The organism is Candidatus Phytoplasma ziziphi (assembly GCF_003640545.1).
GTDB lineage: Bacteria > Bacillota_I > Bacilli_A > Acholeplasmatales > Acholeplasmataceae > Phytoplasma > Phytoplasma ziziphi.
Map to the genome: position 1 here is coordinate 725536 of NZ_CP025121.1, position 25268 is coordinate 750803.

The 25268-nt window shown below is 20.9% G+C and carries 18 protein-coding genes; 8 read left to right on the forward strand and 10 right to left on the reverse strand.

Annotation, left to right across the window (positions count from 1 at the left end):
* Nucleotides 1-16 precede the first annotated feature (16 nt).
* From CWO85_RS03470 to CWO85_RS03895, 6 genes are all read left to right on the forward strand, one after another.
* Nucleotides 17-904: a CCA tRNA nucleotidyltransferase gene (locus tag CWO85_RS03470; protein ID WP_121464217.1), complete on the forward strand. Its 888-nt coding sequence runs from the start codon at nt 17-19 to the stop codon at nt 902-904.
* 31 nt (nt 905-935) lie between these two features.
* Complete coding sequence (locus CWO85_RS03475; RefSeq protein WP_121464218.1) at nt 936-1871, forward strand: HD domain-containing protein; 936 nt, start codon at nt 936-938, stop codon at nt 1869-1871.
* A gap of 97 nt (nt 1872-1968) precedes the next feature.
* A complete protein-coding gene (locus tag CWO85_RS03480) occupies nt 1969-2277 on the forward strand; it encodes a thioredoxin family protein (RefSeq protein WP_121464219.1) in 309 nt (102 codons plus the stop codon).
* A 51-nt stretch (nt 2278-2328) separates the two neighbouring features.
* A complete protein-coding gene (truB, locus tag CWO85_RS03485; RefSeq protein ID WP_121464220.1) occupies nt 2329-3180 on the forward strand; it encodes a tRNA pseudouridine(55) synthase TruB in 852 nt (283 codons plus the stop codon).
* Between the two features lie 720 nt (nt 3181-3900).
* A complete protein-coding gene (locus CWO85_RS03490; RefSeq protein ID WP_121464221.1) occupies nt 3901-4764 on the forward strand; it encodes a DUF2963 domain-containing protein in 864 nt (287 codons plus the stop codon).
* Nucleotides 4761-5219: a DUF2963 domain-containing protein gene (locus CWO85_RS03895; RefSeq protein WP_420885405.1), complete on the forward strand. Its 459-nt coding sequence runs from the start codon at nt 4761-4763 to the stop codon at nt 5217-5219. The genes CWO85_RS03490 and CWO85_RS03895 overlap by 4 nt, the downstream gene beginning before the upstream one ends.
* A 777-nt stretch (nt 5220-5996) precedes the next feature.
* On the opposite strand, the gene CWO85_RS03505 is transcribed toward CWO85_RS03895, so the two are convergent.
* The 4 genes from CWO85_RS03505 to CWO85_RS03520 form a co-directional block, all read right to left on the reverse strand.
* Nucleotides 5997-6797, reverse strand: a complete 801-nt coding sequence (locus tag CWO85_RS03505; RefSeq protein ID WP_121464223.1) for a hypothetical protein — start codon at nt 6795-6797, stop codon at nt 5997-5999.
* A 37-nt stretch (nt 6798-6834) separates the two neighbouring features.
* Complete coding sequence (locus CWO85_RS03510) at nt 6835-7302, reverse strand: Panacea domain-containing protein (RefSeq protein WP_121464224.1); 468 nt, start codon at nt 7300-7302, stop codon at nt 6835-6837.
* 1009 nt (nt 7303-8311) lie between these two features.
* Nucleotides 8312-9910 (reverse strand): ATP-dependent zinc metalloprotease FtsH, encoded by a 1599-nt coding sequence (gene ftsH / locus CWO85_RS03515; protein WP_121464225.1) that lies wholly within the window; start codon nt 9908-9910, stop codon nt 8312-8314.
* Between the two features lie 2 nt (nt 9911-9912).
* The gene (locus CWO85_RS03520; RefSeq protein WP_121464226.1) at nt 9913-11127 is read right to left on the reverse strand and encodes a hypothetical protein; all 1215 of its coding nucleotides are present in this window, start codon (nt 11125-11127) and stop codon (nt 9913-9915) included.
* Between the two features lie 1964 nt (nt 11128-13091).
* Here CWO85_RS03520 and CWO85_RS03525 point away from each other — a divergent pair.
* On the forward strand, nt 13092-16076 hold the full coding sequence (locus CWO85_RS03525; protein WP_121464227.1) for a hypothetical protein: 2985 nt from the start codon (nt 13092-13094) through the stop codon (nt 16074-16076).
* 428 nt (nt 16077-16504) lie between these two features.
* Here the strand turns inward: CWO85_RS03525 and CWO85_RS03530 are convergent, their stop codons facing one another.
* Both CWO85_RS03530 and CWO85_RS03535 read right to left on the reverse strand, forming a co-directional pair.
* The gene (locus CWO85_RS03530) at nt 16505-17992 is read right to left on the reverse strand and encodes a 2-hydroxycarboxylate transporter family protein (RefSeq protein ID WP_121464228.1); all 1488 of its coding nucleotides are present in this window, start codon (nt 17990-17992) and stop codon (nt 16505-16507) included.
* 148 nt (nt 17993-18140) lie between these two features.
* A complete protein-coding gene (locus CWO85_RS03535; RefSeq protein ID WP_121464229.1) occupies nt 18141-18659 on the reverse strand; it encodes a DJ-1/PfpI family protein in 519 nt (172 codons plus the stop codon).
* Between the two features lie 441 nt (nt 18660-19100).
* On the opposite strand from CWO85_RS03535, the gene CWO85_RS03545 reads away from it, so the two are divergent.
* On the forward strand, nt 19101-20021 hold the full coding sequence (locus CWO85_RS03545; RefSeq protein ID WP_152031111.1) for a hypothetical protein: 921 nt from the start codon (nt 19101-19103) through the stop codon (nt 20019-20021).
* Between the two features lie 49 nt (nt 20022-20070).
* On the opposite strand, the gene CWO85_RS03550 is transcribed toward CWO85_RS03545, so the two are convergent.
* From CWO85_RS03550 to CWO85_RS03570, 4 genes are all read right to left on the reverse strand, one after another.
* Nucleotides 20071-20415 (reverse strand): holo-ACP synthase, encoded by a 345-nt coding sequence (locus tag CWO85_RS03550; RefSeq protein ID WP_121464232.1) that lies wholly within the window; start codon nt 20413-20415, stop codon nt 20071-20073.
* Nucleotides 20416-20486: 71 nt separating this feature from the next.
* Nucleotides 20487-22481, reverse strand: coding sequence for an NAD-dependent DNA ligase LigA (gene ligA, locus CWO85_RS03555; RefSeq protein WP_121464233.1), 1995 nt, complete (start codon nt 22479-22481; stop codon nt 20487-20489).
* 988 nt (nt 22482-23469) lie between these two features.
* Entirely contained in the window at nt 23470-24231 is a 762-nt protein-coding gene (locus CWO85_RS03565; protein WP_121464234.1) for a TatD family hydrolase, read from the reverse strand.
* 132 nt (nt 24232-24363) lie between these two features.
* Nucleotides 24364-25268 (reverse strand): dihydrolipoyl dehydrogenase family protein (locus CWO85_RS03570; protein WP_121464235.1); only part of this gene is annotated, 905 nt, incomplete at its 5' end.

Consider the following 25268-nt stretch of genomic DNA (forward strand, 5'->3'; position numbering starts at 1 on the left):
AAAAAAAGGTGTTTTGATGCAATTTTGTAGCAAAAAAAATAATAAAATTGAAAAAGCACAAAAAATAATAAAAGAAATTAAAAAAAAAGGTTTCGAAGCTTTTATTGTTGGCGGAACTGTAAGAGATATAATTTTAAATATACCTATAAATGATGTTGATATAACTACTAATGGTCGTTACGAAGAAATTTCTAAATTCTTAATTTGCCATAAAAAAAATATCAAATATGGTTCTTTTCAAATTATCTTTGAAAAAGAAAAATTTGAAACTACTACTTATAGAAAAGAAGGACCTTATTTAGACCATAGAAATCCTTCTTTTGTCGAATTCATTTCAGATATTAAAGAAGATTTAAAAAGACGTGATTTCACTATTAATGGTTTTTTAATGAATGAAAATGGAGAAATCATTGATTATATTAATGGTTATAATGATTTAATCAAAAAACAAATAAAAACTATTGGAGAACCATACCAAAAATTAACAGAAGATGCTTTAAGAATGATGCGTATTTTCACTCTTCAAGCGAAATCTAATTTTGAAATCGAAATCGAAACTAAAAACATTTTAAGAAAAAATATTTTTTTATTAAACAAAATACCACCTCAAGAAATAATTAAAGAATTAAAAAAAATAACAAAACGAAAATTCTTTCTAAAAGCTCTTATATCTTTAAAAGAAACTAATGCTATTTCTTTTTTGACAGAATTTAAAGAAAGTATTCTCTTTATAATTAAAGAAAATTTAACAAAAATGAATCCAGAATTATTTTTAGATTTATCTTTTATTTTAAATCCTAATATAATCAATTCTTTTTCGTTCAGTAAAAAAGAAAAAAAAAGATTTAAAAAATTAATTTCATTATATCAATTCCCAAGGAAATATCCACTGTTAATAAATTAAAAATTTTATATTATTAAAAAGGTAACAAATTATGAATCAAAACTTATTTTTAAAAAATAAAAAAATAGGTGATAAAATTGAATTTATCGGCAAAATAACTAGTATTAATAAAGGAGAGCATTTTTTTAACATTAATCTTTTATTAATAGAAGATTTCGGCGTTAATATCAAAATAGATCCAACATTTCCGACACTCGAAAAAGAAAAAATTTATTTTTTTAAAACAAAATACAAAGAAAAAAATGAAAAAAATATTTTATTATGCGAAGAATATGATATCATTGAAAATATTTTAAATCTAGAACAAGTTTTTAATTATTATAAACACTTTTTTAAATGTTCTCCTCTTTCTTTCGATATAATCGATCAAAAAATAAATAATTTTTTATCTAAGATTGAAAATCCTGTTTTACAAAAAATAACTCATAATTTATACTCTAAACATAAGATAAAATTTTTAATTTCTCCAGCGGCTTGTAAAATGCATCATGATTATTATGGAGGTTTAAGTTATCATACTCTTAATATGTTAAACATGTCTCAACATTATGTCGAAATATACCCTTTTTTAAATCAAGATTTATTAAATTGCGGGATTATTCTTCATGATATGGCGAAAATAATAGAATTTGATTTTTTATCCAAAACTTATACAACAAAAGGAAAATTATTAGGGCATTTAATCTTAGGAGTTAATTATATTCATGAAGAAGCTCTTTTGTTAGGGTTGCAAGATAAAGAAGAAACTTTACTTTTAAAACATTTATTAATTTCACATCATGGTTTATTACAATATGGCGCCGCTAGAGAACCACAAATCGGAGAAGCTCTTTTATTATGGTATTTAGACGATATAGATGCCAAATTAAATACTTTAAATGAAAAAATAAAAGAAACCGAAAAAGGAGAATTTACTGAAAATTTATCTGTCATAAAAGGAAGATCATTTTATAAACCTAATTTATAATATATTTGTATACATTTTTTTATTAAAAAATATGTTTATTGTTTTATTTTCTATATTTTAAAAATTTTATAAAAAAAGAAGGGTTATAAAAATTAAAATGTCCCAAAATCAACCAAATATAGATTTAAAGTCTGTAATCAACCAAAATAAAATAGTTCTTGTCGACTTTTTTGCTCCTTGGTGCGGACCTTGTCAAAAATTAATGCCTGTTTTGAATAATTTTGAACAACAAAACCCTAATATAAAGGTAATCAAAATTAATGGTGATTTTAATAAAAATTTTCTTTATGAATATAATGTAAGAAGTTTTCCTACTTTAGTATTATTCAAAAACGGAGAAGAAATCAAAAGACAAACTGGTTATTGCACTCACGAGGATTTAATATCTTTTTGTCAAATAAGCTAAATAAAAATAATTTTTTTTAACTAAAAAAAGAAAGAAAATATAAATATTCTCATGAATGGTTTCTTTTTAATTAACAAAGAAAAAAATATGTCATCTCATGATGCTATTTATTTAATAAAAAAAAAATTAAATCTTAATAAAATAGGACATACAGGGATTTTAGATCCTATGGCAGAAGGTCTTTTAATTGTTTTGATAAATAAAGCTACAAAGTTAGCTTTTTTATTTGAAAATTTAGATAAAACATATCAAGGGAGTATTATTTTTAATAAAAATTTTGATACTTTAGACGTAACAGGGAAAATAATTGACACAAAAACAAATATTTTATCAATAGAAGAAATTGAAAAAAGTTTCCTTTTCTTTAGTAAAAAAAAATATTTACAAGTTCCTCCTATGTATTCGGCTATCAAAATTAAAGGAAAAAAAATGTATAATTTAGCAAGAAAAAATATACAAATTGACATTCCTCCTAGAAAAGTTAATATTAAAAATTTAAAAATAACATCTTCTTTCGAAAATGATTCAATCGATTTCGAAACCAAAGTATCAAAAGGAACGTATATAAGAAGCTTAGCTAGAGATATTGCGTCTCAAATGAATACCTACGGCGCATTAAAAAAATTAACAAGAACTAAAATAGGTTTATATAATTTAAAAAAAGCTCAAAATATTAATTCAGTCGATTTCAAAAATTTAATCGATGTTAAAATATTATTTAAAAAAACACAAAAAATTATTTTAAATGATTATTTAATTAAATTAGTTAAAAATGGCGTTTTATTAGATGAAAGACAAATTTCGACAACAAAATCATTTCTTGTCTTAGATAAAAATCAAAATTGGATTGCTTATTATGAACCAATACAAAAAAATAAATATTATCCCAAATATTTTTTTTGAAAAAATATATAAAAAATATTAAAATTTTATTACAAAAAACATGAATAAACATAAAAATTATTTAATTTATCGCACTGTTATAGAAAATTTAAATAATTTTATTTTTTTTAAGAATTTGACTTTTAAAGTTAAACTCTTTTTTTGCCTAAATTAAGAAGTTGTTGATATATGGATCTAAATATAAATATAACAAAGTTGTTTAAAATGATGTTTATATTTTAGAAGAAAAAAATTTATAAATTAAATAAAAACCTATTTATTTTGGAAAAAGAACTTATGATTATGTACTTGTTATTTTTTAGTTCCTTTTATTACTAATTTTATTTCCGAATGAAGAAACTAAATAAACATAAAAATCATCATCAAATTATTATTTTAAAAGTTGAAAAAAACTTTTTGAACTTAAATAAAATTAAGAAAGATACAAATTTCAAATATAAAACATCAAACCAAAAATATGTCTTTTAGTGGTCTTTGTTAGACATCGTGATTCAATAAATTTAAAAATAATATTAATTATTATTTTTATTTATATAATATAAATTATTAAAGATTATTTTTTAAATTTATTTAAATTTATTTAAATTTATTTAAATTTATTTAAATTTATTTAAATTTTAAAAGTAACTTTTATAAAACAAAACTTTTTAAAAAAAGATATGAAAGTGAAAGAGCTATTTAATAATAATTAAATAAAAACCAAATTAAAAGGATTATAAAATGAAAAATAATTTAACAAAAATATTTTATTATGAAGATAATAAAAGAATATACTCTATCTACGAATACAATCCATTTAATGGAAAACCAATCAAAAAAACTTTTTTTCAAATTGACGGAAAAACAATAAATAGTATCAATGAATATGATCCATCTACTGGAAATAAAATCAAAGAAACTGATTTTCAAAACGACGGAAAAATAATAGAATGCATCTCTGAATACAATCTATCTACTGGAAACTTAATCAAAGAAACTTGGTTCCAAGAAGACGGTGCAACAATAATTAACATCAATAAACATGATTCATCTACTGGAAACTTAAAAAGAACTTATTTCCAAGACGACGGCAAAACAATAAGCTATATCATGGAAGATGATCCATGTATTGTATTATTCGAACGCATCAAAACAACTTATTTTCGATCAGACGGGAAAACAATAAACTATATTACCGAATACGTTCCATATGATATTTTTCCATTTAGAGAAAATTATTACAAATCTGATGGTTCAACAATAGATTTTATTGAAGAATTTGATCCAGCTGATTTTTCGCCTATTAAAACAACTTATTACAATCCTGATGGCTCTATTTTAAAGGAAACAAATTTTGCAAATAATGAATATAACTATATCAAAGAATTTGATTTATATAACGAAAAATTAATTAAAAAAACTTATTACCTAGATGACGAAAAAACCATAAATAGTATCGGTAAATATGATCCGTCTACTAGAAAAATAATTGAAAAAACTTTTTACAATAACGACGGAAAAACAATAAAAGCTATTTGTAAATATGATCCATCTACTGAAAAAAAATTAAATACACTAGTTTCCGAACTAAAAGTAAAAAAATAAATTACATCAACGAATACAATCCATATACTGGAAAATTAATTAAAAAAACTTATTACCAAAGTGACGGAAAAACAATAGAAAACATCATTGATTACGATCTATGTAGTAGAAAAAAAATTAAAGAAACTCATTTCATATCTGATGGAAAAACAATAAACTATATCGAAGAATTCTTTCCATCTACTGGACATAAAATTAAAGAAACTTATTTCCGAAACGACGGTAAAACAATAAAATATATCAGTGAATATGATACATTTATTGAAAACTTCTTTATTGAAAACTTATTCGAAATCTTAATTAAAAAAACTTGGTTCCAAGATGACGGCCGAAAAATATGTTATATTGAAGAATTTAATCCATTGAAGGGGAATAAAATTAAATTAACTCAATTTCAATTCGATGGAAAAACAATAAGCTACATAACTGAATATGATCCATCTAATGACAACTGAATTTAATCAACTCATCGCAAATCAACAAAAAACTTTATCAATGAACACAATTAATCCAATAACAAATTTATTCGAAAAACTTATTTAAATCCTGCTGATTCCGTCTGAAAAGAAATAAAAAAGGCGAATCCGAAATATAGTATTTTAAATAACAAAATAGTCTAAATAAGAGACTATTTTTAATGTGAGGTAATAATTTTTATTAGAGTGTGGGTAAAATTCATATTAATAATTAGTTTTTTATGCTAAATAAAAACTCATATACGTTTATTTTGATAAATAAAATTTAATTAATTTAACGTTTTTATATTTTTATAATAACGGTTTTATTAAAAACTTTAATCAATACAAACAAAATGCATTTTTTTAATTTTTGTTAATATAATTTAATAATTTTGGTTATAAATCATATATGAAGAATTAAAATATTTTTTTATTTATACTCAATAAATTTAAAAAGTAACTTTTATAAAACAAAACTATTTAAAAAAGCTATAAAAGCGCAAAGATATAAAAATTAGTTTAAAATTTTTTTGTTTATTAATTCGCGCTGTATCCTGAAAATTAAAATAAAAATAAATCATTCAAACAAATAAGATCAACTTAAAGTCGGGATTGTTTGATTTTTTTGTTCAATTTATAAAAATGATAAGGTTTTGTCTTTTTGCGCACTTGCAAAACAAAATTTTATAAAATATTCTTCTTAGGTTTTGATTTTAGAGTGTATCTTTTAATCATTTAATAAAAAATTATTACAAAAAAAGATTAATAATATTATTATTTTTTTTCTTTTTTGTTATTTTTTTGATTTTTTGAATAATATTCATTAAATAAATTAGTAATATTATTAAATTCTTTTTGTAAATCAATAATATATTCTATTAATAATTTATTATTATATTTTTTACTTAAATTATTAAGAGATCCGATAAAGTTTTTGCTATTTTTTTCGATCTCTTTGTATAAATCATCAATATCTTTATCTTTTTTTGCATGATTTACATTATATTCAAGATCATAACAAGCAATATTGATCAACATATCAAAATCTGTTTTAGGGTTTTTTATTTTAATAACAAAAAAATTTTCGTTACATTTAAAATTTTTTATTTTTATTTTTTCTCCTTTATGAACTAATACCCAATTATTAATTTCTTTCAAAATTTTTTTAAATGTGTTAGGTTGTTTACCGTTAACTAATAAAACAATAGAGCCGCAGGAATAACGATAATAAACTCTACTTAATAATTGTTTATAGACAAAGTCTAAATCATGTAAACCGCAAAAATTTTTACATTCGATAATATAATCTTCGTTTTTATTTAAAGAAATTAAAACATCAACTTTGCCATGTCTTTTTAGAGTTTCATTAGTAGCTTTAAATTTATCTAAATTATTAAAAATACTAGCGATATGAGCGCTAATATAATTTTCATCAAAATTAGTAGAAGAATATTTTTTTAAAAATAACAAATTTTGTTCAAAATTTGTCATACATTTATCCAAAATTTTGATAATATACAAATAATTTTCATCATCTAAAATAGAAGATATAGAAGATATTTTTGTTTCTATCAAAAAATTATTCTCACTTTCATTAAATAAAAATTTTTAATTATTTTCTTTTAGAAAAATAATTATACAAAATTTTAGGAGTAATAACGCATTCAGACCAAGATTTATTAGGATCATAAACTGTTTTCCAAGGATCTTCTTCATGAGTTTTTTTACTTAATTCTTTACTATTTAGACCATAAAATTCATCATAAATTTGTTCTAATATTTCTTTTTGTTCTTTAGTTAAATTTTTATTTGTGGCTGATTTATCAAAATTTAAATTAGTATTTGGTTTCATTGTTTCTTGAAATAAAATTTCTGCATAAATAACAGGGATAACAGGTCCATAAATCCAAGCTTCAATTGTTTCATTAAACAAAACTGTATTATATTTGGCTAAAAAATATCCTTGTGAATAATAAAGTAATTTTTGTAATTTAGTTTTATTTATAGAAGAATCTTTATTTAAAAAATATTTTGCTATATCAAAAACATTAATTTCATCATTATTATTTTTTTGTTCCATTTTTGTAATCTCCCTTATTTTTATTCAAAATATTTAAATTATATCTAAATATATTAATTTGATTATTGTTTTTGATATTTTGAGAATATAAACAAAATAAATTCATTATATATTTTCGAAATTTTATTTCTATCCTGGAACAAATAACTTAAATTTAGAATTTAAATTTTTATAAAATTGTTAATTATCTTAATCAAAAATAAATATAAAATCTTCTAAAATTTTTTTATTTTAATTAATTAAAAAATTATGTGGCCGATTGGCAAAAATATAAAAATATTTGTAATTAAGAATAATTTATTTTTTTATTTTCCTGTTATTAAAGAATATAAGTATTTTTTCGATCCAAAATATTAATTATTTTTTTAATTTTTTAATATTTTTATTTAAATAAGAGATTATATATTTTTATATTTAATAAAGTGAATGTTTTTAAAATTTAAGCGATATTTTTAGAAATTAATACAGACAATAATATTTTGATATCATAATTTAAGTAATTTAGGTATTAGCGTGATTATCATATTTTAGTTATAGTCACAAAAATAAAAACAATTTCCGATTTTTATAATTACAAGTAACTATTAAAATAGAAACCAAACAAAATATCTTGTTAAATTTAATTAATTAAAAATAAAAAATAATAATATTAAAATAAGATAATTAATGAATAATTAATAAAAAACAATTTTATTTTTATTATTATTTTTTTTTAAAATGATTATTTTGATATTATGATTTACATTTTTTAACATAAATTTGATGTTACGTTATTTATCTTGTTTTTCATTGTTTAACTCCTTAGATTAAATAATTTATATAAAAAATATTATAATAAAATATTTAATAATTATAAAAATATTAATTTAAATTTTACTTGTTTACATTTTATATAGTACAATAATTATTTCGTTTTTTTAATTATTTTGTCAAAAAATTATATATTTTTCTGAATAATAAAAAAAGAAACTTCAAAAAAAGTTTCTTTTTTTATTATTGATTGAATATTTTAAAAACTTGTTAATTTTTCTATCTCTTCTTTATTAATAGTTTCTTTTTCTAATAATAAATTAACTATTTTATCTAATAAAGATTTATTTTCTTTAATCACTTTTTGACATTCTTGATAACATTGATCTATTATTTTTTTAATTTCTGTATCAATCGCTTTTTTATCAGAAAAATCAGAATCTTGAGAAACACCTAAATCACTCATTCCATATTTAGTCACCATTAAACTAGCTATTTTAGTAGCTTGTTTAAAATCCTCACAAGCTCCATTAGAAACATCGTCAAAAACTAATTCTTCAGCTACTCTACCGCCTAAATAAGAAATAATATTCGCTAACATTCTTTTTTTAGAAGAAAAGAAAGTTTCTTTTTCAGGTAACATTAAATTATAACCACCAGCTGAACCTCTTGGGATAATAGTAATCTTTTGAACTTTTTGAGCGTGTTCTAATTTTAAACCAATAACGGCGTGTCCAGCTTCATGGTAAGCCACCATTTTTCTTTCTTCTTCTGTATATTTAATTGATTTTTTGGCTGGACCCATTAAAACGCGATCAATCGCTTCTTCTAAATCTTCCATAGTAATCATTTCTTTTTGATTTCTTACTGTTAAAATAGAAGCTTCATTTAAAACTGCTTCTAATTGAGCGCCACTCATACCTGGAGTTTGTTTCGCTAATTGATTAAAATTAATATCAGGAGAAATATTTTTATTACGAACATGAACTTTTAAAATAGCTTCTCTAGCTTTAACATCAGGTAGACCAACTATAAATTTGCGATCGAATCTTCCTGGTCTTAATAAAGCTGAATCTAACATATCCGCTCTATTAGTAGCTCCGATGATAATGATTCCTTGTGTTGAAGTAAAACCATCCATTTCAGTTAAAAGTTGATTAAGAGTTTGATCTGTTTCTTGAGATCCTCCTGAAAAACCACCTCTTTTACTACCTAAAACATCTATTTCATCAATAAAAAGAATGCAAGGAGAATGATCTTTAGCTTCTTTAAATAATTCTCTGACACGAGAAGCACCGACACCGACATATTTTTCAACAAATTCAGAACCAGCTACAGCGTAAAAAGGAACTCCAGCTTCACCAGCTAAAGCTTTCGCTAATAAGGTTTTACCTGTTCCTGGCGGCCCTTCTAATAAAACACCTTTAGGTATTTTAGCTCCTACGGAAGCATACTTTTGAGGTCTTTTTAAAAAATCAATTAATTCCTTCATTTCTTCTTTTTCTTCTTCATTGCCAGCAACATCTTCGAAAGTAAAATAAGATTTTTGTTTGGATGAAACTAAAGATTTAGAATTAATTTTTGAATTTCTAGATAAAAAAGCCTCGCCCCAATAACCTAATAATAATAAAGTTTGTACAGGCGTCAAAAATTGATTTATTCTAGTTCTAATTTCTACTTTGATGAATATCATCATTTTATGAAATTTATAAAAACGATATATATTTTGATTGTATTGCGGATTTAATATATTTTCATTCAAAATTGTAAGTATAAAATCAACAACATAAAACATAAATAAAAAGAAAATGCAATTTCTTAAAGTTATTTTAGAAAAAATTTTTTTTAAATTCTTCATAATTAATTTGTACTTTCTATATTATGAACGCAAACAGGAATATTTAACATTTGTTCATGTAAAAGACATAATATTTTTTCGAATATTTCTTCAAAAGTTTTTTGTTTTAATTCTTTTATCTCTGACGATTCTTCTTGTTGAGATTGAGGTCCTAAACCCAATGAAGGGAATAATGTGCGAATGTTATTATCATACGTATCCCACAAATCAGTTATTTCACTTTCAAAAATACCTTGTGAGTTAATAACTAAATTTTCATTTTGTAAATACTTGATGGATAAATTATTAATTTGTTCGATATTTGTTGCATGAATAGAAGAATTTGAATCATTCACATTCCTTATCCCAAATAAATTATTTTCTATTGTTTGACCTTTATTTCTTTTATTTTCTAAATATTGTTTTATATGTGATAAATTTATAGAAATTTTAGAATCATCTTTAAAATGAAATATACTTCGTATAAAATGGAAATAATATTCTTCTTGATTATATTCATCTATTTCAGATGCAACACTTAATCTTATATCAAATGTACCTTTTTCAGTAATTTCTATTTTTAATTTATTTGAATCTAAATCTTTATTTGTTAAAAACTTTAGGAATAAATTATTAATTTGTGTGATAATTTTTTCTTGAATAGAAAAATTTATATCTGTTACGTCTTTATCTATTACGAATCTCAAAACATAATCTTTGTTTTTTTCTTCAGAATTTAAATTATTCCAAGCTTCTTCTAAACATTGTAAAGCTTTTGTTTCATTAAAACCATAATTTTTTAAATCTAAATCTTTATAAATGTTCATGCTGTCTTCATTATGTGGTAAAAAGGGTTTAGGAAAATATTTTGTATTATCTTGAAAAAAAGCTTTAGTAAATAAAAGCGAAAGAGGTTTTAAATTAGTCTCATTTTGAGTTATTTCTTGTCTATTTAAAACATAATACAAACTTTTTCGAAACTTGTATTGTTTCATCAAAGGCAAAATATCTTTATTTTTATTTTCGTCTGTAAACAATTCTATAAAAATCATATCTCCTTTATCAGGAATATTTTGTTTTAATTCTTCTGATAATTTATTTGTATAATTTTGTTCTTCTTTGTTTTTTTCTGAATTTTTTTGTTTTGTATTATTATAATCATAAACGAAATATATCGTAATTATTAATATAAATATTAAAAATATCGGTACTAAATATATAGATTTAAATTTTTTCATATTAACACTCTTTCATTTTGTTATTTATAAAACAATAAATAATAAAATTAAATTTAATAAAATTAAATTTAATTTTCTAATTATTAAAACCATTATATATTGAAAAAAAATTTAATACAAGTTTTATGTAAACTTGTTTTATAAGACATTAAACAAAATAATTAAAATGATATTTTATTTAATTCGAAAATTAATCAAATTTTAGTCAATTTATCTATTTGATAAAAGTTAAATTTTAACCAATTAGGAGAAAATTTTTATTTATTTTTTAAAATTTTGATACCATTTTCTTAGACATAAATAGGTTTTTCTATTTATGTAAGAAACAAATTAATTTAAATATAATATTTTATATAAAAAATGAATAATATAGAAAAATAATCACTTTTATAATTAATAATCTTTATTTTTTTAATAAATAATTAATATAAATCTTTTTATGATACAATTTAATATGTAAGATCGTATTTAATAATCAATTAAATTTAATTATTTTTAATTATTTTATTATTGTAATTTTAAATAAAATAATATATTCATAAAGGAAAAAAGCAAATAATAATATTATTTGGCAAAATAATTAATTAAAAAATAAATTTTATTATTAATTTTAGAAATTTAGATAAACGTTAAAAAATATTTTTTTAAAATTTGTTTTAATATAAAATATTTCAATATTATTATTTTCAATAATTATAAAAAGAATTTTTTTAATTTAGTTTATTTTACAGATATTAATTAATATTAAATAATTTTTTTAAATCGAAAAATATTAAAATCTTGAATATAATAAAGTTTCTTTTATATTAGGAAAAATAAAAATTTTAGATTTTATGACTAAATAAATTTTTCGTATATAAAAATTATTTTTTATTATTTAAAATGAGTAAAATGCGATTTATTTCGAAAATATGTTCCCAATAAACATTTAATATTTTTTCTAATTTACATTTTTGAAATAACGAATAATAAATTTTAAATAACGAATAATAAATTCGAATATTTTTTAAATAATCATTTTATTTAAAAAATTAATTTTCAAAAAAATTTATATCTAAACTTTTAATTTGGTTTTTGATTCGAAAATATAACCTAAAGAATCGTAAACAAATATTTTTTAAAAATTTAAAAAATAAAATCATATTTTTAGAACATCATTATATAAATTAGTCTTTTTTTATTATTAAATGCCAATTTATCATAAATAATTTTTTTATAAAATATGTAAAAATGAACATTTCTAAATATTTTTTTAATAAATAATATTAATATTTAATATTAATTAACTAATTTTGGTATATTTTTATTTTTTATACATAAATTGATGATTAAATTCATAGCAATATCTGTTGGAATAATTTAAGCAAGTTATTAATTCGAACAAACTTTTTGCATATTATTTATTATTAGTTTGTTTTTTTATTTCGATTGTAAAAATATTATTTTAATTATATCTTTCAAAATAATTTGAACAATAATTAATTTATAAAATCAAAAGCAAAAATTTTTAATTATTAAATAGAAATATTTAATAAAATTTAAATTATTCATATAATAATCTTTATTATTAGGATTATTTAAATAAAGTTTATTGTTGATTATTTTAAAATAACAAACTATATAACCTAACTAAGATTTTAAATATATTAAATTTATTCATATAAAAAAGTTATATTATTTAACTTTATTCTTTTTTTAAAAAATTTATGAAATAAAGATAAATTTTCTTTACTTAAGAAACTCCCAACATCTAGTATGAAAAAATATCCGATTTAAACTTATAATATATCAATTATACTTTGATAAGGTTCATCAATGCGATATTTTTTAATGGCAAAACAAAGTTTTTAATTTAATAATAATATTTTTTATGATCTTATTTCACTGCTTTCGAAAACATTTAATAAATGAAAATTATTATCATTTATTTTTTTTAATATATTAATTAGAAATTGATATGATATATGTTCATAAATAAAATTAAACAAAATTTTAATTCAATAATTATTTTTGTCTTATTAACAATATTTATATTTATTTTTTATATTTTTATATTATATTTTTCATTAGATATCAAACAAATAACAAATAAAACAATAGATAAAAATATTATTTTTAATAAATCTCAACAATTAATAGTTCCTCCAGAACAATATAATCCAAATGAAGATATTGATGTAACGAATGTAAATAATCCAGAATTATTGGCTGGGCAACTTTTAACAGCTTTAAAAAAAAAACATAAGAAATTATATTTGAAAAGTATACATGCTAACACATTAATTGATTATTTAAAAGATAGAGATCGACAAATACTAAAAATGAAAAATGATTTAAAAACAAAAAACGAAGAATTAACAACAGCTAAAAATGATTTCAGAACAAAAGAAGCAGAATTAACAAAAACCTTAACTAAAAAAAACGAAGAATTAACAACGGCTCAAAATGATTTAAGAACAAAAGAAGCAGAATTAACAAAAACCTTAACTAAAAAAAACGAAGAATTAACAACGGCTCAAAATGATTTAAGAACAAAAAACAAAGAATTAACAACGGCTCAAAATAATTTCAGAACAAAAGAAGCAGAATTAACAAAAACCTTAACTAAAAAAAACGAAGAATTAACAACGGCTCAAAATAATTTCAGAACAAAAGAAGCAGAATTAACAAAAACCTTAACTAAAAAAAACGAAGAATTAACAACGGCTCAAAATAATTTCAGAACAAAAGAAGCAGAATTAACAACGGCTCAAAATGATTTAAGAACAAAAAACGAAGAATTAACAACAGCTAAAAATGATTTCAGAACAAAAGAAGCAGAATTAACAAAAACCTTAACTAAAAAAAACGAAGAATTAACAACGGCTCAAAATAATTTCAGAAAAAAAGAAGCAGAATTAACAACGGCTCAAAATAATTTCAGAACAAAAGAAGCAGAATTAACAAAAACCTTAACTAAAAAAAACGAAGAATTAACAACAGCTAAAAATGATTTCAGAACAAAAGAAGCAGAATTAACAAAAACCTTAACTAAAAAAAACGAAGAATTAACAACGGCTCAAAATAATTTCAGAACAAAAGAAGCAGAATTAACAACGGCTCAAAATGATTTAAGAACAAAAAACGAAGAATTAACAACAGCTAAAAATGATTTCAGAACAAAAGAAGCAGAATTAACAAAAACCTTAACTAAAAAAAACGAAGAATTAACAACGGCTCAAAATAATTTCAGAAAAAAAGAAGCAGAATTAACAACGGCTCAAAATAATTTCAGAACAAAAGAAGCAGAATTAACAAAAACCTTAACTAAAAAAAACGAAGAATTAACAACAGCTAAAAATGATTTCAGAACAAAAGAAGCAGAATTAACAAAAACCTTAACTAAAAAAAACGAAGAATTAACAACGGCTCAAAATAATTTCAGAACAAAAGAAGCAGAATTAACAACGGCTCAAAATGATTTAAGAACAAAAAACGAAGAATTAACAACAGCTAAAAATGATTTCAGAACAAAAGAAGCAGAATTAACAAAAACCTTAACTAAAAAAAACGAAGAATTAACAACGGCTCAAAATGATTTAAGAACAAAAAACAAAGAATTAACAACGGCTCAAAATAATTTCAGAACAAAAGAAGCAGAATTAACAAAAACCTTAACTAAAAAAAACGAAGAATTAACAACAGCTAAAAATGATTTCAGAACAAAAGAAGCAGAATTAACAAAAACCTTAACTAAAAAAAACGAAGAATTAACAACGGCTCAAAATAATTTCAGAACAAAAGAAGCAGAATTAACAACGGCTCAAAATGATTTAAGAACAAAAAACGAAGAATTAACAACAGCTAAAAATGATTTCAGAACAAAAGAAGCAGAATTAACAAAAACCTTAACTAAAAAAAACGAAGAATTAACAACGGCTCAAAATGATTTAAGAACAAAAAACAAAGAATTAACAACGGCTCAAAATAATTTCAGAACAAAAGAAGCAGAATTAACAACGGCTCAAAATAATTTCAGAACAAAAGAAGCAGAATTAACAAAAACCTTAACTAAAAAAAACGAAGAATTAACAACGGCTCAAAATGATTTAAGAACAAAAAACAAAGAATTAACAACGGCTCAAAATAATTTCAGAACAAAAGAAGCAGAATTAACAACGGCTCAAAATAATTTCAGAACAAAAGAAGCAGAATTAACAAAAACCTTAACTAAAAAAAACGAAGAATTAACAACGGCTCAAAATGATTTAAGAACAAAAGAAGCAGAATTAACAACGGCTCAAAATGATTTCAGAACAAAAGAAGCAGAATTAACAAAAACCTTAACTAAAAAAAACGAAGAATTAACAACGGCTCAAAATGATTTAAGAACAAAAAACGAAGAATTAACAACAGCTAAAAATGATTTCAGAACAAAAGAAGCAGAATTAACAAAAACCTTAACTAAAAAAAACGAAGAATTAACAACGGCTCAAAATGATTTAAGAACAAAAGAAGCAGAATTAACAAAAACCTTAACTAAAAAAAACGAAGAATTAACAACGGCTCAAAATGATTTAAGAACAAAAGAAGCAGAATTAACAACAGCTAAAAATGATTTCAGAACAAAAGAAGCAGAATTAACAAAAACCTTAACTAAAAAAAACGAAGAATTAACAACGGCTCAAAATGATTTAAGAACAAAAAACGAAGAATTAACAACGGCTCAAAATGATTTAAGAACAAAAAACGAAGAATTAACAACGGCTCAAAATGATTTAAGAACAAAAAACGAAGAATTAACAACAGCTAAAAATGATTTCAGAACAAAAAAAGAAGAATGTAAAAAAATTCAAAGTGCTTTGACTCAACAAGTAAAAGATTCGATCAGTAATAAAAATATTTATCTTTTTATTATTATTCTATGTGTTTTTATAATAATCACTGTTTTTTTATTATTTTATTATTGAATAGTATAGTTTTAAAATAATTTTATATTATATTTATATATTTATTTAATTATAATTTTTCGTTTTAAATTATAATTAAAAGTTAAATGTTATTAAGAATGTCAAAAAGTTATTAAAGAAAATAAACCTTTATTATATAAATAGAATATTTTATTTATTTTATAAAAAGAAACTATTTGAAAAAAGAGGTAAATTTATTAACGAAATAAAATTATTAATAAATTTGACAAAAATAAAATTTTAAGATATTTTAAAAAAATAAAACTCAGTTATTACTAACTGAGTTTTATTTTTTTAAAGAACATTAAATATTCAAATTATTATCTAAAATTTTTAAAAAATAAATTTCAAAACTTTATATTTTTTATATATATTTTTGAAAAGATTTCAACTAAAAAATTGAATTGCATATAATGAAATTTAATCAATTAAATTTGATAAAACAAAGGAAACAAAATACTAGATAATATAACTATAATATCTCCTCCAATACGAGTAGATATTTGAGCATAAGGCATTAAGGCCATAGAATCTGACGCTTCTAAAATAGCCATATTTCCGGCTCCACCAATACTATTAGAACAAAGTCCCGCAGAAATAGCAGATTGAACAGGATAATAACCAAATTTATTTCCAAGAATAGCAGCTGTTAATGATGTAACAATAACACATAACATACAAGTTAATAAAAATTGTAAATTAGAAATAGAATCTGTTATTTTATTAATATTTGTTCCTATCCCGACTAAACATAAAATAGCGGACGTAAAATTATTTGTTATAAATTGAGAAGCTTGTTCGATACATTTTTCATAATAAAAAGAAATTAAATTTAAAAATTTTACTATTATAACTAATATAACCAAAAAAATTATAACAGGAGGCAAATAATTTTCAATATTTTTTAAAAAAGAAAACATTGAAAATACTTTTGATATCATTATCCTTAATACACTACTTAAAATATAAAAAGAAAAAATAGATATTAAACCAGTAGCTATATTTGAATAATTAATATTTAAATCTGTCTTTTTTATACCTTTATTTATATTTTTATCATCTTCTAAAATTTTAATATTTTTTTCTATTATTTTATTAGGACTACTATATTTACTTTTGCCGAAAAATTTCTTAATTAAACCAGATAAAATAACACTAAAAATACCGGCAATTAATAAAGAAGGTAAAATATGATCTTTGAAAGCATCTTCATACATTGCATTCCCTTGAGAAAAAATTTTAGTTAAAGGAATTATTCCGCAAGTAAAACCTCCACATGCTATCGGAGCAAAAATATAAAAAATAGAATCTAAAAAACCATTACGAGTGCTATTTTTAATATGACTTAATCCTTTTATAGGTTCTAAAATTAATCCTATTATTCCTACAAATAAAGCCGATATTATCAAAGTAATAATTACTAAAGGCAAAAATCTTTTTAACATTCTACCTAAAAATTCTTTTTTAATTCCTACAAGACTACCTACTACTAAAGATGTCACAAAGAAATCTAAAAAACCAATACCTCCTGCGTTTTTAGAAAAAAAAGAAGTTTGTTGAATAAATGTTTTTTGAAATTTTGTAAACATCGGAAATCCGAAATTATAATTAAAAATAAAAGCAGGAACTAAAATACATAAAATAGGCCCTCCGCCTATATTTTTTATAATAGGAATTTTAGAACCTATAAATTTTAAAATTCCAGATAAAACCATTACAAATAACAACATAGACATAAAATTATGCCAATTTTGAGAAATTATTTTGTCATTTTCTAAATCATAACTTAAAAATATATGAATTATAATCAAAAATAAAATCGTTATAATCGAAAATGCAGAAAAACCTAAAATATTTATTTTATTTTTTTCATTCTTTTTAAAAGAAATAATATCTAAATTATTCTTTTGTTTCATTAAAAAAATATCTTTCTAAAAAATGTATTTTATACATTAACTTTTTTTAAATTTATATAAATTATTTTATATTTTTTGTATTAAAAAAATTTTATTTAAATATTTTTTAAATAAAAATAGAAAGAAAACATCATTTATTTATAAAAAATTATTTTTTTATTTTATTTAATAAATGTTTTACAAAATCTAAAACTGTTTCAGAAGAACGTGATGTAACAAAAATATCACTAGTGACAGCTTTTTCATTAGGGCAATGATTACCTTTTATATATTTTTCATATCCTGGATAACAAGTAAAATTATGATTTTCTAATAAATTTAATTTACCTAAAAAAGAAGGCGCAGCGCAAATAGCCCCAATAATTTTTTTATTTTCAACAAAATGTTTTATAATTTGAAAAATTTTATTTAAAATTTCGCCATTTTCTTCTAACATTTTTTTTACATATGGACCGCCTGGAATGATTAAAAAATCATATTCAGATAATTGAACTTCATCAATATGTAAATCTGATTTTACTATTAATTTTTGCGAAGAAACAACTTCCAAATCAGTATTTGAAGTAAAAGTAATAATATCTAAATAATTTTTTTTTAAGAATGCCCTTGTAGCCAAAGCTTCGCAATCTTCGAAACCATTAGATAAAAATAATAAACCTTTTTTCATATAAAAAACTCTTTTCATTTAAGTTAATAAAAATTAAATTAATTAAATATTTAATTAATTTAATTTTTAATTGTATTAATATGATAATCAATCACCAAATTTATTTTATCATTATTTACTTTAATTTAAATATAACAATTTTGATAAATTATTAAATATGTTATAATTAATTGGATATTATTATTATTTTTCATAATAAATAATATCTGTTAGATAAAATAAATAATAAATAAAATAAATAATAAATAAAATAAATAATAAATAAAATAAATAATAAATAAAATAAATAATAAATAAAATAAATAATAAATAAAATAAATAATAAATAAAATAAATAATAAATAAAATAAATTGAATTAGAAAAGAGAATGAATAAAAATTCAATTATCAAACAAATATAATTTAACTAATAAAAAATTTTATTACTTGTTATATTATTTTATGTTCTTTATCACAATTAACCTTCTAAATTATCAAATTAAAGCAATAGAAATTAATAAAGAAGAAAAAAATAATAAAATTCATGAAGAAATTTTATTAAAAAAAAGAAATGCCGAAATAGAATTAAATATCGCTAAACAATTAAAAAATAAAGTCGACGAATCTTTTGAAAAAAATCTTTTATTAACAAAAGAAATAGAAATGATAGAAAATGAAAATGACGAAAATACAGCCATAAGTCAATTAAAAGCAGCAGAAAAACAATTTAAAGAAGAAAAAAATGAAAATATTTTAGAAAATATTTATGTTTTGTTAAATTCTTCTCTTCAAAATTATAAAAAAAGCATAACTAATATAAAAAAATATAAAGCTTTGGTTAATAAAGAAATACTAAAAAAAGAAATTATCAAAATCCAACAAATGATAGAAAAAACAGATGATTTTTTTTATGATAAAGAAAATGCTATTAATTTAAAAAAAGAAATACAAACAGAAATGGAAAATATACAAAAAGAAGGGACAGCTATTAATTTATCAAATAAAGCAAAATTAATATTAGAAGAAGCTGAAAATATTTATTTAACAAGTAGCAATAATGATGAAATTATAAATAATAAATATGATCGTGCGACTTTTTACTTTCAAGAATCTTTTGACAAATATCAAAATATAAAAATTAAATTAAAAAAATTTTTTATAGAAATATTTAAAGAAGAAAAAACAGAAGAAAAAAATCAAAATGAAGTCAAAAACGAAATAACAATTTCATCTCATGAGCAAAATAAATTAAAACAATGGCAAATTATTTTATTAATTTCAGGAATAAGCATTTTTTTATTAATTTTGATTTTATTAAAAATAAAAAATAAATATTCGAAAAATTTTTTCAAAAAAATTAAAAATAATGAATTTATGTTTTAATTTATAAAAAAGAGTTTATAAAAACTCTTTTTTTGTTTCGAATGAAAATTTATAATAAAATGACAAAAGCTAAGGCGTAGTTTTCAGTATGAGTAATAGAAATTATAATTTTTGAAGATGAATCAGAATGGATAACATAAGGAGCACCTGAATTCAAATCATTTAAAATAGACCAATCACGATAATTATTTTTTAAATTTCCTTTTTGATAAGCTTTAAAAATAGCTTCTTTAGCGGCCCATCTGCCTCCTAAAAAACTAAGTTTTCTTGATAAATGATTAATATCTTGATATATTAATTGCTCTGCATTAGATAAAATCCTATCAGCTATTTTTTCTATTCCTATTTTTTTAATTTTTTTTATTTCGACTAAATCAACTCCAATATTTTTCATTTATTTTTGTATTCCTTTTGAATATATCCGAATATTAAAAAAATAAATAACATATTCTTATAAATTGCGCATTATTTAATCGAATTTAAAATATTATTTAATTCGTTTTCATCCATTATTTTAATTTTTAATAAACGAGCTTTTTGTAATTTAGAACCGCTATTATCACCTTGAATTAAAAAATCCGTTTTAGAAGAAACATTTTTGATAATAGAAGCTCCATATTTTTCTAAAATATTAGTTAATTCATTTCTTGAATAATCATTAAAAGTACCAGTTAAAACTATTTTTTGATCTTTGAATATATTATTAATTGGAACATTTTTATATAAATAATCAAAATTAAGACCTTTAGATTTTAATAAATTAATTTCTTGAATATTTTCTTCTTTCCGAAAATACTCAATAACGCTATTAGATATTCTTGGACCTATTTCAGGAATTTCAGATAATTCCTCTAAATTAACTTTTTTTAGATTATTAATGTTTTTAAATTTCTTATTTAATAATTTAGCTATTTTAATTCCTACATGTTCAATTCCTAAACCGTATAAAATTCTATCAAAAGATTGGTTTTTACTTTGTTCTAAGGCATCTAAAATATTCATTATTTTTTTATCTTGAAAACCAGGTAATTTTTTTAATTGTTCGTATTTATCTTTTAAAGAATATAAATCAGAAATTTTTTTGATCAATCCTTCTTGAAAAAAAGTAAATAAAGTTTTTTTCCCTAAAACATTAATATCCATCGCTTCTCTCGAAACAAAATGAATAATTTTTTTTATTTTTTTTTCTTCACAATCATCATTTAAACAAAAATGATCGACTTCACCTTCTTTTTTAGTTAAAACACCATTGCAAAAAGGGCAATTTGAAATCATTTTAAAAGGAACTTGACTAGTTCTTTTATTTTTTAAAACTTCTAAAACTTCAGGAATAATAGAACCTGATTTATGTACTAATACAAAATCATTAATACGAATATCTTTTTTTTGAATATAATCATAATTATGAAGCGTTATTTTAGACAACAAACTGCCATCTACCATAACAGGCAAAATAGAAGCTACAGGAGTTAAAGAACCAGTTCTTCCTATTTGAAATTCAATATTTTGAATTATAGTTTCACCTTTTAAAGAATTTAATTTATAAGCGGTAGCCCACTTAGGACATTTAGAAGTATATCCAATGGAATTATGTAAAATTAATTCATTTACTTTGATTACAATTCCATCTATATCATAAGGCAATTTATCTTTCAATTCTTTATAATAATTAATTTTTTCTTTTAATTGTTCAAAGGAAAAAACAACATCATAATAAGGATTAACAGAAAAACCATTTTTTTTTAAAAAATCTAAAGCTTCCTTTTGCGTCTTAATAAAAAAAGGAGGGTCGATAATAGAATAAATAAAAGAAGATAAATTTCTTTGAGCAACTATCGAAGAGTTTAATTGTCTTAAGGTTCCAGAAGCTGCATTACGAGGGTTAGAAAATAAAATTTTATTTTTTTCTTTTTGTTCTTTATTCAATTTTTCAAATGAATCATGATCAAATAAAATTTCTCCTCTTACTTCTAAATCTATTTCTTCTTTAATTTTTAAAGGAATATTTTTAATAGTTCTAATATTTTCAGTTATTAATTCTCCAACATAACCATTTCCTCTTGTTGCAGCTTGGACTAAAATACCTTTTTCATATTTTAAACTAATTGCTACTCCATCTATCTTAGGTTCGATAATAAAACAAAAAGGAATATTTATTTTTAATAAACGATTACAAAATAATTTTAATTCATCAAAATTAAAAACATTACTCAAGGACAACATTGGAACAATATGTTCTACTTTTTTAAACTTCGAACTTAAAAAACCACCTACTTTCAAAGTAGGACTGTAAGATAATTTATATTCAGGATATTTTTTTTCTAACACGGACAATTCTTTTAATAAAGCGTCATATTGATAATCTGACAAATCTGTTTTACTCAAATTATAATAGTTATAATTAGCTTGATGAAGCGTATCTGTCAAACTTTTAATTTTTTTTTTAATTTCTAATGTCATTATTTATAACCTTATTCATTATAATTAATAATATTTTTTAAATTTATTATGATTTGACTGTAATTTTTAATAAAGTTTTTTCAAATTTCAAAATTTTTAATTATGATAAATTTTTATTAAATGTAAAATTATGTATGTTATAATTTTAACTGTTATTTATATATTTTATTCTTTAGAAATCAAAGATATCTTAAAATTATAAATTTTAAATTAAAATCAAATATTTAAATTTAACAAGACAAATCTGAAAAATTATAAAAAGGTATTTTTTTATGAAAAATTCAGTTAACAAAAAAATTTTTATAACAAATTTATTAATTTTAAACATTAGGGTTAATTAAAGGGATTTATAACAATCATTCTTTTTTATCTTTATATTTGTTTACGAGGCAAACTGTTTTATTAATTAATATCTATTTTATAATTTTATTTTTCTTTACAAATTTAAAAATAAATAAATATTTAAGTTTTATTTGTTTGTTTAATTGTTTATTGCTTTGCATTTATAATTTCAAGATCGAAAATAAAGAACTTTATAATCAAAGAAAATTATGGGAAATTTGGATTGCTCATTTAGAACATATAATTGTGCCTTTAATATTTTATTATTATTATTTTTTTATAGATAAAACTACATTAAAATTAAAAAATTTTTATATCGTTTTAATTCATCCTTTTATATATTTAATAACATGTTTTTTTCTAAAAAACACTCCATATAAATCTTTAAATTTGAAAAGGAATTTGAATAATTTGTTTTTTTATAGTATTTTTGTGTTATTGATTTCAGGAATGTCTTTGATATTAATTTTATTAAAAAGAAAAATATTAAAAAAATATTATAATTTAAATTTAAAAGAACTTAAAATTAATTAAGTTCTTTTTTTATTTTTAAAATTATAAATCAAAGTTTTTTAAAAAATGAAAAAATTTAAATCATCATAAAGAAATTAATTATAAAATAAATAATTTCTATTAAATAAAAAAATTATATATCCAAATTAAATAATTTTTTTGCATTTTTTGTGGTTTGTTCAGAAACATCTATTATATTAATTTTTCTTAAATCAGCTATTCTTTGAGCTATAATTTTAAGAAATTCGGGTTCATTTCTTTTACTTTTTCCCATAGGAAAAGGAGTTAAAAAAGGAGAATCTGTTTCTAACAGAATTTTGTCTAATGGGACTTTTTGGACTATTCGATGAGCTTCAAGAGCTTTTTCATAAGTAACAATTCCTCCTAAACCTACATAAAATCCTAATTCTAAAGCTTTTTCTAATTCGTCTAAATTACTAGTTAAGCAATGAAAAACTCCTTTGATTTTATCTTTGTAAGGAAGTAACATTTGATATATTTCTAAAAAAGATTCTCTTGCGTGTAAAATAATAGGCAAATTATATTTAATAGCTAATTTAATCTGAATTTGTAAATTCTTTTTTTGTATTTCTAAAGAACTTTTATCATGATATAAATCTAAGCCGATCTCGCCTACCGCTACTACTTGAGGGCATCTTAAATATTTTTCGATGCTAAAAGGATCTTCGTTTTCCCAATAACAAGGATGAATCCCTACAGTAGCTTTTATAAAAGGGTTTTGAATAGCTAATTCTATGGCTTTTTCATTTGTTTCTTTATTTACACCGGGGACAATAAAATATTTAACATCATTATTGTGCGCTCTTTCTATAACTTGTGTTAAATCTTTATTAAAATTTAAAAAATTTAAATGCGCATGTGTATCAATTAACATATTTTTATTTCTCTTTTGAAAAATTAATTTATAGAAAATTTGAATATTAATAATATAAAAAAACCTAAAAAATTAAGGTTTTTATTAATTTAAAATTTTTAAAAAAATATTTAAGTTGTTTAATGAAAAAAATTATATATGAATAGGTTTGTCAATTGCTCCTAAAAAAGTTTCTAAAGTTATTTCGGATAAAGTAGGATGAGGATGAATTGTTTTAACTATATCATAAGCCGTTCCGTTCATTCCCATAACAACTCCTATTTCGCTAATTAATTCTGTCGCATGACAAGATAATATGTGCATTCCTAAAATTTTTAAACTATTTTTATCGACAATTAATTTTGCGAACCCATCAGTTTCGCCCTCGGCCCAAGCTTTTCCTATAGAACTAACAGGGACATTAGAAACTTTATAATTTATATTATTTGCTTTCGCTTGTTCTTCAGTTAAACCTATAGAAGCTATTTCAGGAAAACCATAAATACAAAAAGGAACAGAATTATAATCCATAGGCAAAAGATGTTCTTTTGAATTTAAAGCGTGAGAGACAGCTATTATACCTTCGTGAGTAGCTACATGAGCTAACATATATTTTCCGTTTACATCACCAATAGCATAAACTCCTTCAATAGAAGTTTTTAAAAAATTATCAGTAATTATTCCACTTCTATCTGTTTTCAAATTCAATTTTGTAATCCCATCTAAATTAGGTTTAGTACCTACAGCCATTAAAATTATATCTGCTTCAACTTGATGCTCTTGTGTATTTGTTTTATAATAAACTTTATTATTTTCAATTTTGATTACTTCTGAATTTGTATAAATTTTAATATCATCTTTTTTTAATATTTTGGTATACGCACTTATAATATCATGATCCATATTAACTAAAATATTTTTTTGTTTTTCTATAATTATAATTTCGGAATTAAATTTTTTAAAAATAGTTGCAAATTCTACTCCGATAACTCCTCCACCAATAATAATTACTTTTTTAGGAAATTTTTCTAATTGAACTAATTCTTTGCTAGTGCAAA

What these genes read in the sequence shown, in the direction of transcription:
- CWO85_RS03470 (WP_121464217.1), top strand. Translation starts at nt 17, where the DNA reads ATGCAATTTTGTAGCAAAAAAAATAATAAAATTGAAAAAGCACAAAAA.
- CWO85_RS03475 (WP_121464218.1), top strand. Translation starts at nt 936, where the DNA reads ATGAATCAAAACTTATTTTTAAAAAATAAAAAAATAGGTGATAAAATT.
- CWO85_RS03480 (WP_121464219.1), top strand. Translation starts at nt 1,969, where the DNA reads ATGTCCCAAAATCAACCAAATATAGATTTAAAGTCTGTAATCAACCAA.
- truB (WP_121464220.1), top strand. Translation starts at nt 2,329, where the DNA reads ATGAATGGTTTCTTTTTAATTAACAAAGAAAAAAATATGTCATCTCAT.
- CWO85_RS03490 (WP_121464221.1), top strand. Translation starts at nt 3,901, where the DNA reads ATGAAAAATAATTTAACAAAAATATTTTATTATGAAGATAATAAAAGA.
- CWO85_RS03510 (WP_121464224.1), bottom strand. Translation starts at nt 7,302, where the DNA reads ATGGAACAAAAAAATAATAATGATGAAATTAATGTTTTTGATATAGCA.
- ftsH (WP_121464225.1), bottom strand. Translation starts at nt 9,910, where the DNA reads ATGAAGAATTTAAAAAAAATTTTTTCTAAAATAACTTTAAGAAATTGC.
- CWO85_RS03520 (WP_121464226.1), bottom strand. Translation starts at nt 11,127, where the DNA reads ATGAAAAAATTTAAATCTATATATTTAGTACCGATATTTTTAATATTT.
- CWO85_RS03525 (WP_121464227.1), top strand. Translation starts at nt 13,092, where the DNA reads ATGTTCATAAATAAAATTAAACAAAATTTTAATTCAATAATTATTTTT.
- CWO85_RS03530 (WP_121464228.1), bottom strand. Translation starts at nt 17,992, where the DNA reads ATGAAACAAAAGAATAATTTAGATATTATTTCTTTTAAAAAGAATGAA.
- CWO85_RS03535 (WP_121464229.1), bottom strand. Translation starts at nt 18,659, where the DNA reads ATGAAAAAAGGTTTATTATTTTTATCTAATGGTTTCGAAGATTGCGAA.
- CWO85_RS03545 (WP_152031111.1), top strand. Translation starts at nt 19,101, where the DNA reads ATGTTCTTTATCACAATTAACCTTCTAAATTATCAAATTAAAGCAATA.
- CWO85_RS03550 (WP_121464232.1), bottom strand. Translation starts at nt 20,415, where the DNA reads ATGAAAAATATTGGAGTTGATTTAGTCGAAATAAAAAAAATTAAAAAA.
- ligA (WP_121464233.1), bottom strand. Translation starts at nt 22,481, where the DNA reads ATGACATTAGAAATTAAAAAAAAAATTAAAAGTTTGACAGATACGCTT.
- CWO85_RS03565 (WP_121464234.1), bottom strand. Translation starts at nt 24,231, where the DNA reads ATGTTAATTGATACACATGCGCATTTAAATTTTTTAAATTTTAATAAA.